The 11196-nt window shown below is 68.1% G+C and carries 11 protein-coding genes and 1 pseudogene; 11 read left to right on the top strand and 1 reads right to left on the bottom strand.

Features of this window, described 5'->3' with window-relative positions:
* The 10 genes and pseudogenes from alaS to aroQ all read left to right on the top strand — a co-directional run.
* Positions 1 to 2568: alanine--tRNA ligase (gene alaS, locus QOD90_RS17615; protein WP_526351979.1), on the top strand; the 2568-nt coding region annotated here is incomplete at its 5' end.
* 5 nt (positions 2569 to 2573) lie between these two features.
* Positions 2574 to 3089, top strand: coding sequence for a Holliday junction resolvase RuvX (gene ruvX / locus QOD90_RS17610; RefSeq protein WP_526351977.1), 516 nt, complete (start codon positions 2574 to 2576; stop codon positions 3087 to 3089).
* Positions 3082 to 4335 carry an endolytic transglycosylase MltG gene (locus QOD90_RS17605; RefSeq protein ID WP_526351975.1) on the top strand — a complete coding sequence of 418 codons (1254 nt, stop codon included), beginning with the start codon at positions 3082 to 3084 and terminating at the stop codon, positions 4333 to 4335. Before ruvX ends, QOD90_RS17605 begins: the two co-directional genes overlap by 8 nt.
* Entirely contained in the window at positions 4332 to 5120 is a 789-nt protein-coding gene (locus tag QOD90_RS17600) for a shikimate dehydrogenase (protein ID WP_526351974.1), read from the top strand. Before QOD90_RS17605 ends, QOD90_RS17600 begins: the two co-directional genes overlap by 4 nt.
* Positions 5121 to 5135: 15 nt before the next feature.
* Positions 5136 to 5558 carry a prepilin peptidase gene (locus QOD90_RS17595; RefSeq protein ID WP_526351972.1) on the top strand — a complete coding sequence of 141 codons (423 nt, stop codon included), beginning with the start codon at positions 5136 to 5138 and terminating at the stop codon, positions 5556 to 5558.
* A gap of 30 nt (positions 5559 to 5588) precedes the next feature.
* Complete coding sequence (locus QOD90_RS17590; RefSeq protein WP_526351970.1) at positions 5589 to 6083, top strand: GNAT family N-acetyltransferase; 495 nt, start codon at positions 5589 to 5591, stop codon at positions 6081 to 6083.
* 42 nt (positions 6084 to 6125) lie between these two features.
* On the top strand, positions 6126 to 7322 hold the full coding sequence (aroC, locus tag QOD90_RS17585; RefSeq protein ID WP_526351968.1) for a chorismate synthase: 1197 nt from the start codon (positions 6126 to 6128) through the stop codon (positions 7320 to 7322).
* Positions 7322 to 7819 (top strand): annotated as a pseudogene (locus QOD90_RS17580) (shikimate kinase); the annotation flags it as partial. The gene aroC and the pseudogene QOD90_RS17580, both read left to right, overlap by 1 nt.
* A gap of 139 nt (positions 7820 to 7958) precedes the next feature.
* Positions 7959 to 9041, top strand: coding sequence for a 3-dehydroquinate synthase (gene aroB / locus QOD90_RS17575; RefSeq protein ID WP_526351966.1), 1083 nt, complete (start codon positions 7959 to 7961; stop codon positions 9039 to 9041).
* Positions 9038 to 9469, top strand: coding sequence for a type II 3-dehydroquinate dehydratase (gene aroQ / locus QOD90_RS17570; protein ID WP_526351964.1), 432 nt, complete (start codon positions 9038 to 9040; stop codon positions 9467 to 9469). Before aroB ends, aroQ begins: the two co-directional genes overlap by 4 nt.
* On the opposite strand, the gene QOD90_RS17565 is transcribed toward aroQ, so the two are convergent.
* The gene (locus QOD90_RS17565) at positions 9466 to 10026 is read right to left on the bottom strand and encodes a B-4DMT family transporter (RefSeq protein WP_526351962.1); all 561 of its coding nucleotides are present in this window, start codon (positions 10024 to 10026) and stop codon (positions 9466 to 9468) included. The genes aroQ and QOD90_RS17565 overlap by 4 nt on opposite strands.
* 33 nt (positions 10027 to 10059) lie before the next feature.
* Between QOD90_RS17565 and QOD90_RS17560 the strand changes: the two genes are divergently transcribed.
* On the top strand, positions 10060 to 11154 hold the full coding sequence (locus QOD90_RS17560) for a M24 family metallopeptidase (protein WP_526351960.1): 1095 nt from the start codon (positions 10060 to 10062) through the stop codon (positions 11152 to 11154).
* Positions 11155 to 11196: the final 42 nt, after the last annotated feature.

Genomic DNA, 11196 nt, shown 5'->3' with positions numbered 1-11196 from the left:
CAACAGAAGCCACCGTGGGATCGCGCGACCAGCGTGCAGAAGTGCATCCGTACGCCCGACATCGATGAAGTCGGCATCACCACCCGCCACAACACGTTCTTTCAGATGGCGGGCAACTTCTCCTTCGGCGACTACTTCAAGAAGGGTGCGATCGAGTTCGCCTGGACGCTGCTGACCAATCCGCAGGACCGGGGCGGTTACGGCTTCGACCCCGAAACGCTGTGGGCGACGGTCTATCTCGACGACGACGAGGCGATCACCCTGTGGCAGGAGGTGGCCGGGCTGCCGCTGGAACGCATTCAGCGTCGTGGCATGGCCGACAACTACTGGTCGATGGGCATCCCCGGTCCGTGTGGTCCGTCGTCGGAGATCTACGTCGACCGCGGGCCGGAGTACGGCATCGACGGTGGCCCCGAGGCCAACGAAGACCGCTACATCGAAATCTGGAACCTCGTCTTCATGCAGAACGAGCGGGGAGAGGGAACCGGCAAGTCCGACTTCGAGATCCTCGGTCCGCTGCCGCGCCAGAACATCGACACCGGCATGGGTGTCGAGCGGGTCGCCTGCCTGCTGCAGGGCGTTGACAACGTCTACGAGACGGACCTCATGCGGCCCACCATCGATTTCGTCGCAGGCATCGCGCCGCGCGGATACGGCCTCGGCAACCACGAGGATGACGTCCGGTACCGCGTGATCGCCGACCACAGCCGCACCGCAGCGATCATCATCGGCGACGGCGTGAGTCCCGGCAACGACGGCCGCGGCTACGTGTTGCGCAGGCTGCTGCGGCGCGTCATTCGGTCGGCCAAGCTCCTCGGCATCGACACGCCGGTCGTCGGCCCATTGATGACGTGCGTCCGCGACGCAATGGGCCCGTCGTATCCCGAGCTCGTCACCGACTTCGATCGGATCAACCGCATCGCCGTCGCCGAGGAGACGGCGTTCAACCGCACGCTGGCCGCCGGGTCGAGACTGTTCGACGACGTGGCCAATTCCACCAAGGCAGCTGGTGTCTCGGTGCTGTCCGGTCCCGATGCCTTCACGTTGCACGACACCTACGGCTTCCCGATCGAACTCACCTTGGAGATGGCGGCCGAGACCGGCCTGACCGTCGACGAGGAGGGCTTCCGCGGGCTGATGGCAGAGCAGCGTCAGCGCGCCAAGGCAGATGCCGCGGCCCGCAAGCACGCGCATGCCGATCTGACGGCGTACCGCGAGCTGGTCGACGCCGGCGCAACCGAGTTCACCGGTTTCGATGAATTGTCCTCAGAGGCAACGATTCTCGGTATCTTCGTCGACGGCAAGCGAGTTCCGGTCATCGCGCACTCCGGCGGGATCGGCGGCTCCGCCACCGACGGGGCCGTCACCGAACGCGTCGAGTTCGTCCTCGACCGCACGCCGCTCTACGCCGAATCCGGCGGCCAGATCGCCGACATCGGTGCCATCACCGGAACCGGATCCAGCGGTGCCGCCAAGGCCGCCGTCACCGATGTTCAGAAGATTGCCAAGACGCTCTTCGTGCACCGCGTCAACGTCGAGTCCGGCGAGTTCGTCGAGGGTGACACCATCGTCGCAGCCGTCGATCCGAAGTGGCGTCACGGCGCCACGCAGGGCCACTCCGGCACCCACATGGTGCATGCCGCGCTGCGACAGGTGCTTGGCCCGAACGCAGTTCAGGCCGGCTCGCTGAATCGGCCCGGCTACCTCAGGTTCGACTTCAACTGGCAGGGCGCGCTGAGCGACGAGCAGCGCGAGCAGATCGAAGTGGTCACCAACGAGGCCGTCGAGGCCGATTACGCGGTGAACACCTTCAACACCAAACTCGAGAAGGCCAAGGCGATGGGCGCGATGGCGCTGTTCGGCGAGGCCTACCCCGAGGACGTTCGGCTGGTGGAGATCGGCGGACCGTTCTCGCTCGAGCTGTGCGGCGGTACCCACGTCCACAACTCGGCCCAGATCGGGCCGGTGACCATCCTCGGTGAGTCCTCCGTCGGGTCGGGCGTGCGCCGAGTCGAGGCCTATGTCGGACTCGACTCGTTCAAGTACCTGGCCAAGGAACGTGCCCTGATGGCCGGCCTGGCGTCATCGCTGAAGGTGCCGTCGGACGAGGTGCCCGCCCGCGTGGCCAACCTCGTCGAGCGGCTCAAGGTCGCCGAGAAGGAACTCGACCGGTCCAGGCTGGCCGGGGCGCGGGCAGCCGCGGCCAACGCCGCCGCCGGCGCAGAGTTGGTGGGTAAGGTGCGTGTCGTGGCGCAGCGCATGGCCGGGGGCATCTCGGCCGCGGATTTGCGCAGCCTGGTCGGCGACGTCAAGGGCAAGCTCGGTTCGGACCCCGGCGTCGTGGCCCTGATCGCCGAGGGCGACGGCGACACCGTGCCCTTCGTCGTAGCGGTCAATCCGGCGGCGCAGGATCTCGGCCTGAGCGCCAATGATCTGGTCAAGGTGCTTGGTGCCGCAGTGAACGGACGAGGCGGGGGCAAGGCCGATCTCGCGCAGGGCTCGGGCAGTGAAGCGTCGAACATCGACGCGGCGCTGTCGGCGTTGCTCGCAGAGATTGCGCGGAGTTGACTCGGTTGGCCGATACCGAAGACCGTCAGCCGGACCGGCCGGGCGGTGACGATCCCGGGCGTGGTCGACGCCTCGGAGTCGACGTCGGCACGGTACGCATCGGCGTCGCCACCAGTGACCCCGACGGCATCCTGGCGACTCCCGTCGAGACGGTGGCGCGGGATCGCAGGGACGTCAAGGGCAAGCACATTCGCCGACTTGCGCAACTGACCGACGAGTTCGCCGTCGTGGAGGTCGTCGTCGGGCTGCCACGGACCCTCGCCGACCGGACCGGACCGTCGGCGCTCGACGCGATCGCCGTCGCCGATGCGCTTGCCGCCAGGATCACCCCGGTGCCCGTTCGACTGTCCGACGAGCGACTCACCACCGTGACCGCTCAGCGGGCCCTGCGGGAGGCGGGCGTCCGTGCGAAGAGCCAAAAATCGATGATCGACCAGGCGGCTGCCGTCGGCATCCTGCAGACCTGGCTGGACCAGCGGCGAGTCGCCCTGGCTGACGACAGCGGAGCGGCCGATGCCTGACAACTGGGGTCTCGAGCGCACGGAGCCGGAAGCGGTAGGGCGGCCACGCAGGACGATGAATCGCACGCAACGGGCCCGGGCCAATCGGAACCGCCGCAGGCGCAGGACCATCACCGTCTTCTCGGTGGCCGCGCTCGTCGTGGTACTCGTCGGCGCCGTCTTCCTCGGCTCGCGGATGTGGCACGGGATGTTCGGCACCCCCAGCGACTACCAGGGCGACGGCGTCAAGGACGTCGTCGTGCAGGTTCACAACGGTGACTCCACGACCGCGATCGGCAAGACCTTGAAGGACGGAGGCGTCGTCGCTACGTCACAAGCCTTCGTCGATGCCGCGGCGGGCAATGCGGCGATCTCCGAGATTCAGCCGGGGTTCTACAAGGTGCGCACCGAGATCCCGGCCACCAATGCCGTTTCCCGGCTCGCCGACCCACAGAACCGGGTGGGCCGGCTGGTGATCCCCGAGGGCCGTCAGCTCGACGACATCACCGACGTCAAGTCGAATGCGGTGACGAAGGGAATCTTCTCGCTCGTCGCCGATGCGACGTGCGTGACCCTCGACGACCAGCGCAAGTGCGGGCTCACCGCCGACGACCTGAAGAAGGCCGCGGGGGCGGCCGATCCCGCGACCCTGTCGGTCCCCGCGTGGGCGCTGGACCCCGTCAAGGCGCAGGGCTCCGACCATCGGCGCATCGAGGGTTTGATCGCGCCGGGCACCTGGAACATCGACCCGTCGGCGCCAGCGCCGGACATCTTGTCGACGCTGATCGGCGCCAGCACCACCCAGTACGAGCAGAACGGCCTGCTCGAGGCCGGCAACGCCGAGAACCTGTCGCCCTACCAGATCCTGACGGTGGCCTCGCTCGTGCAGCGCGAGTCGAAACCGCAGGACTTCGCGAAGGTGGCCAGAGTCATCTACAACCGGCTGATCGCACCCGACCATCGGCGGCTGGAGTTCGATTCGACGGTCAACTATTCGCTGGACCGACAGGAAATCGCCACCACCGACGCCGATCGCGGCAGGGACACACCGTGGAACACCTATGTGCGCGACGGGCTTCCGGCCACCCCGATCTGCTCGCCAGGCCAACCGGCGCTCACCGCCGCGGAAAGCCCCGAACCGGGTGACTGGCTGTACTTCGTCACCATCGACATGCAGGGCACCACGCTGTTCACCAGGGACTATCAACAGCACCTCGCCAACATCGAGCTAGCCCGACAAAACGGTGTGCTCGACAGCGCACGATGAGCCGACGCGCGGCGGTTCTCGGGTCGCCCATCGCGCATTCCCGGTCACCGCAACTGCACCTGGCGGCCTACCGAGCCCTCGGGCTGACCGACTGGACCTACGAACGCATCGAATGCACCGCTGACGAGTTGCCGAAACTGGTCGGTGGATTCGGCCCCGAGTGGGTAGGGCTGTCGGTGACGATGCCCGGCAAGTTCGCCGCGCTGCGGTTCGCCGACGAACGGACCGCTCGCGCTGAACTTCTCGGCTCGGCCAACACCCTCGTCAGGACGTCGTCGGGTTGGCGTGCGGACAACACGGACATCGACGGGGTGACGGGAGCCCTCGGGGAGGTGCCGGTGGGAGTCCTCGGCCGCGCCGCGGTGCTCGGCTCGGGCGGTACGGCCCCCGCCGCCGTCGCTGGCCTCGCCGAGCTTGGTGTGCAAGACATTTCGATCGTCGCGCGCAATCGCGACAGGGCCGAACCCCTGATCGAACTCGGGACGCGGCTCGGCGTCGCGACCCACTGGGTCGAGTTGGGCACGTCGCTGGACGGCGTCGGCGTCGTGGTGAACACCATTCCGGCGGACGTGGCCGCGCGGTACGCGGACATCGTCACGGCGGCGCCCGTGCTGCTCGACGCGATCTACGACCCATGGCCCACGCCGCTCGCCGAGGCCTTCGTCGCCGCGGGTGGTCAGGTCATCAGCGGCCTGCAGATGCTGCTGAACCAGGCCTTCGCGCAAGTGCAGCAGTTCACGGGCCGACCCGCTCCGAAAGAGGCGATGATCGCGGCACTGGGCTGACCATAGGCTTTGGCCGTGGGGATTGCGGCTGTGGCATCTGCGTTGGCGTGGTTGGCGACGCTCACCATCTACGACGTCCGACAGCGTCGGCTGCCCAACGCATTGACGCTGCCGGGGGCGGTGGTGGTGCTGGTCGCCGCGGCGCTCACCGGCCGCGGGTTTGCGGCGCTGCTTGGAGCGTTGGTGCTGGCGGTGCTGTACCTCGTCGTCCACCTCATCGCGCCGGCCGCGATGGGAGCCGGTGACGTGAAGCTGGCGCTCGGCGTCGGCGCGCTGACGGGGGCATTCGGCGTCGACGTGTGGGTGCTCGCGGCGGTGGCGGCCCCACTGCTGACCGCGACGTGGGGGATCGTCGCCCTGCGGGAGCGGGGGACCGTGCCGCACGGGCCCTCGATGTGCGCGGCGACGGTCGCTGCGGTCGCCCTGGTCATCGTCTAGCCCTACCGTGATCCCGGGGAAGGACGCACCATGCCGACACGCACCGCGACACCGGATGATCTGTTCGCCATTGCCGAGATCTACGCCCACTACGTACGGACCAGCGTCGCGACCTTCGAACTGGAGGTTCCCGCTCTCGAGGAGTGGCGGCGGCGCTTCGACGCGATCATCGAAAGCGGTCTGCCCTTTCTCGTCACCGAGCGCGACGGCGCGGTCGCCGGGTACGCCTACTGCGGGCCGTGGAAGACGAGGCCCGCGTATGCGGCCACCGTCGAGGACTCGGTGTACGTCTCACCGCGCGCCGTCGGGCAGGGCTGCGGCACCGAATTGATGCGCGACCTCCTCTCCGCCTGCGAGGCGGCAGGCGTCCGGGAGGTGATCGCGGTCATCGCCGACACGGGCAGTCCGGCCTCGGTCGAGCTGCACCACCGCTTCGGCTTCACCGACGCAGGCCGCCTGACCCGCGTCGGCTACAAGCACGAGCGGTACGTCGATACGTTGCTGCTGCAGCGCAGCCTGGCGTAACGGATTGCGTCAGGTCGAGGGCGCCGTGGGAAGATGGGACGCGTGTTGCGATGGACGACAGCTGGTGAATCCCACGGCCGTGCGCTGGTGGCGATGGTCGAGGGTATGGTGGCCGGTCTCGAGATCACGACGGAGGACATCGCCGCCCAACTGAAGCGTCGCAGGCTCGGCTACGGGCGTGGCGCCAGGATGAAGTTCGAGGCCGACGCCGTCACCGTACTGACCGGGGTGCGCCACGGCCTCACGCTCGGCGGCCCGATCGCCGTCGAGATCGGCAACACCGAGTGGCCCAAGTGGGAGACCGTGATGGCCTCCGACCCGGTGGAACAGTCCGAGCTGGACGGGGCGCGCAACGCCCCGCTGACCCGACCGCGGCCGGGTCACGCCGACTACGCGGGCATGCTGAAGTACGGCTTCGACGACGCCCGTCCCGTCCTGGAGCGCGCGAGCGCCCGCGAGACCGCTGCCCGCGTCGCCGCAGGCACCATTGCCAGGGAGTTCCTGCGCCAGGCACTCGGGGTGGAAGTGCTGTCGCACGTCATCTCGATCGGTGCGTCGGCGCCGTACGACGGTCCACCGCCGCGGCCAGCGGACCTCGACGCGATCGATGACAGCCCGGTCCGCGCGTTCGACAAGGACGCCGAAGCGGCCATGATCGCCGAGATCGAGGCCGCCAAGAAGGACGGTGACACCCTTGGTGGCATCGTCGAGGTCGTCGTCGACGGTCTTCCCATCGGGCTGGGCTCGTTCACCAGTGGCGACAACCGACTCGACAGCCAACTGGCGGCCGCCGTCATGGGCATCCAGGCCATCAAGGGTGTCGAAATCGGGGACGGCTTCGAGACCGCGCGCCGTCGCGGCAGCGTCGCCCACGACGAGATCTATCCCAGCCCCGATGGCGTAATTCGCTCGACCAACCGCGCGGGCGGTCTCGAAGGCGGCATGACGAACGGCCAGGCGCTGCGGGTCCGCGCCGCGATGAAGCCGATCTCGACGGTCCCCAAGGCGTTGGCCACCATCGACATGACCACCGGCGAGGAAGCCGTCGCGATTCACCAGCGATCCGACGTGTGTGCGGTGCCTGCCGCAGGTGTGGTCGTCGAAACCATGGTGGCACTGGTGTTGGCACGGGCGGCGCTGGAGAAGTTCGGCGGCGACTCGCTGGCCGAGACCAAGGCCAACGTCGACGGCTACCTGGCCTCGATCAACAAACGAGAAGCCGAAAGGGCGTCGGGCTGATGGCGCCGAAGGCGGTGCTCGTGGGCATGCCCGGGTCGGGCAAGTCCACCATCGGGCGCCGCCTGGCCAAGGCACTGGATGTCCCCTTGTTGGACACCGACGCGAAGATCGTAGAGACCACCGGCCGCTCCGTCGCCGACATCTTCGTCGATGGTGAGGCCGAGTTCCGGCGGATCGAGGCCGACGTGGTGCGCGCGGCGCTCGCCGAACACGACGGCATCGTGTCACTCGGCGGCGGTGCGATCACTACGCCAGAGGTGCGCGAGGCCTTGGCGGGGCACACCGTCATCTACCTGGAAATCAGTGCAGCCGAAGGTATTCGGCGTACCTCCGGTAACGCGACGAGACCGCTGCTCGCCGGTGGCGATCCCGGTGAGCGGTTTCGCGAACTGATGACCCAGCGCGTCCCGCTGTATCGGGAGGTGGCGACGGTGCGGATCAACACCAACCGCCGCAACCCCGGTGCGGTCGTGCGCCACATCGTGCAACGCATGGAGACCGCCAACTCCGACCGTCAGCAGGCGCGGCGGCGACGCAGGCCGTCGTGGCGCAGGCTTCCCACCGTGCTCAATCCCGCACCCACCACCGAGGCGCCGCCGAGTCCCGCGGCACTCGCCCGTCGAGCAGAGGCGCGCAATGACTGACCCAGTGACCGTCGACGTGCTCGTCGACCGGCCCTACCCGGTGATCATCGGGACCGGGTTGCTCGACGATCTGGCCAGGGTTCTCGACGGACGTCACAGAGTGGCGATCCTGCACCAGCCGGTGTTGAACGAGACGGCCGAGTCGATTCGGAAACATCTGGCGGATAAGGGAATCGACGCGCATCGCATCGAGATCCCGGATGCGGAGGCCGGCAAGGAGTTGCCGGTCGTCGGCTTCATCTGGGATGTGTTGGGCCGCATCGGCATCGGACGCCAGGATGCCATCGTCAGCCTCGGCGGGGGGGCGGCCACCGACGTCAGCGGGTTCGCCGCGGCCACGTGGCTGCGCGGCGTCGACATCGTCCACGTGCCCACCACGCTGCTCGGCATGGTCGATGCGGCGGTGGGCGGCAAGACCGGCATCAATACCGACGCGGGCAAGAACCTGGTCGGCGCCTTCCATCAACCGCTCGCCGTGCTCGTCGACCTCGCCACCCTGGACTCGTTGCCGCGCAACGAGATCGTGGCAGGCATGGCCGAGATCGTGAAGGCCGGATTCATCGTCGACCCGGTGATCCTCGACATGATCGAAGCCGACCCCGAGGCGGCGCTCGACCCTTCCGGGTCGGTGCTGCCCGAACTCATCCGGCGCGCCGTGGTGGTCAAGGCGGAGGTCGTCGCCGCGGACGAGAAGGAATCGCAGCTACGCGAGATCCTCAACTACGGCCACACCTTGGCGCACGCCATCGAACGTCGCGAGCGCTACCGCTGGCGCCACGGCGCTGCGGTATCGGTGGGACTGGTCTTCGCCGCCGAGCTGGGCAGGGCCGCGGGTCGGCTCGACGACGAGACCGCGGACCGGCACCGCTCGGTCCTGACGGCGCTCGGACTCCCGGTGACCTACGACGCCGATGCGCTGCCGCAACTGCTGGAATACATGGCAGGCGACAAGAAGACTCGTTCGGGCGTGCTGCGCTTCGTGGTGCTCGAAGGCCTGGCCAAACCGGCCAGGCTGGAGGGCCCGGACCCTGCCCTGCTGGTAGCCGCCTACTCGGAGATCGGGGTCCGTCAGTGACCGTCAACGTATTCAACGGACCCAACCTCGGCAGGCTCGGCAAGCGCCAACCCGAGGTCTACGGCAGCACCACCCACGACGATCTGATTGCGATCATCGAGCGCGAAGCCGCCGAACTCGGGCTGAAGGTCGTGGTGCGGCAGACCGACTCCGAGGCCGAACTGCTGGGCTGGATCCACGATGCCGCCGATGCGAAGGAGCCCGTCGTACTCAATGCAGGCGCGCTGACCCACACGTCGGTGGCGTTGCGGGACGCCTGCGCCGAACTGACGGCACCGCTGATCGAGGTGCACATCTCCAACGTGCATGCGCGCGAAGGATTTCGGCACCACTCATACCTGAGCGCCGTCGCCACGGGCGTGATCGTCGGCCTCGGCGTGCAGGGCTATCTGTCGGCGCTGCGGTACCTGGCCAGCCTGACGGGCTAGGGGCGTTCTTCGACGCGCGTCGGCGCGGTTTCACCGGCAGGCACGGTCGCGCCTTCCTCGACGCGGTCGTCATGGACCGCCGCGAACACGTCGGTATCGGCGCGATCACCGTCGGCGCCGCGGCGCTGGACCGGTGGGGAGTTGCGGTCCACCAGCGCCCGACCCAGCGCGACGCCCGCGATCGCGAAGACGAACATCAGCAGCGCGGTGAACGCGGCGAAGGTCGTCACCTCGTTGAGCAGACCCTGCGCGTAGAGGTTCTCGTAGAACAGCGAGATGAACCACGCGACGAAGCCGCTGACGATCCCTGCGAACAGACCAGCCAGGAGCCAGGTCATCGCGAGATCGCCCCGGCGGTCGGGGTCGGGATTGGCCCGTGCGTCGCCGCGGCCGTCGGCCAGACCCCAGAGGAAGGCCGCGATCGCGAACACCGCGACCAGGACGACGCTGATCCACAGCGCCTGACTTTCCATCAGGTTGATCAAAGCTCCCTGAAGCAATCGAACGATGACCATCAGGGCTGCGAACACCAGTCCGCGCAACAACCACTTGCTCATGGGGGCACATCGTAGCGAGTACCGTCGGGCGCTGTGACGATTTCCCAGCGCAGGGCCCGCTTACGTCGCCGACTGGCCGCCGCCGAACTGGACGCAATGTTGGTAACGGACCTGGTCAACGTGCGTTATCTGTCCGGGTTCACCGGTTCGAACGCCGCGCTCCTCATCCGTGTCGACGACGAGATTCCGGTGCTGGCCACCGATGGGCGGTACCGGACGCAGGCCGCGCAACAGTCTCCCGACGCCGACGTCGTCATCGAACGCGCGTGTGCGCCCCATCTGGCGGGTTCGGCGGCCGCATGCGGGATCCGACGCCTGGGCTTCGAGAGCCACGTCGTGACGGTGGACGGTCACACCCTGTTGACGAAGGCGGCGGGCGACGTCGAGCTGGTGCGGGCGGCCGGCGCCGTCGAGGCCCTGCGAGAGGTCAAGGACGCCGGCGAGGTCGCCCTGCTGCGGTTGGCGTGCGAGGCGGCCGACGCGGCGCTCGCCGACCTGGTGGCCGCAGGCGCGCTGCGGCCGGGTCGGACCGAGAAGGAGGTCGCCCGCGACCTCGAGTCGCGGATGCTCGACCACGGGGCCGACGGGGTGTCGTTCGAGACGATCGTCGCCGCGGGCCCCAACTCCGCGATCCCACACCATCGCCCGACCGATGCCGTGCTCGCTGCGGGTGACTTCGTCAAGATCGACTTCGGTGCACTGGTCGCGGGTTATCACTCCGACATGACCCGGACGTTCGTGCTGTCGCCCGTCGCGCAGTGGCAGCTCGACGTCTACGACCTTGTGTCGACCGCGCAGCGGTTGGGGCGGGAGGCCTTGGCGCCGGGCGTGTCGCTGTCCGGGGTGGATGCGGTATCGCGCCAGGTCATCGCCGACGCGGGGTTCGCGGAGAACTTCGGGCACGGTCTCGGTCACGGGGTCGGATTGCAGATCCACGAAGCGCCGGGAATCAGTGCCTCATCCGCCGGTACACTGCTTGCTGGCTCTGCGGTGACCGTAGAGCCCGGCGTCTATCTGCCCGGCCAAGGCGGCGTCCGCATCGAGGACACGCTGGTCGTGGGCAGTGATGATGCACCCGCACCCCAGTTTCTTACCCGGTTCCCCAAGGAACAGGCGATTATGAGTTAGCTAAAGGTGTTCCGAAAAACGTTTTACCATCAAAAACACATT

It is taken from the genome of Mycobacterium sp. (genome assembly GCF_032161845.1).
Taxonomy (GTDB): Bacteria; Actinomycetota; Actinomycetes; order Mycobacteriales; family Mycobacteriaceae; genus Mycobacterium.
Note: the sequence above shows the minus strand (reverse complement) of the source record. Positions and strands in the feature narration are given on the sequence as shown.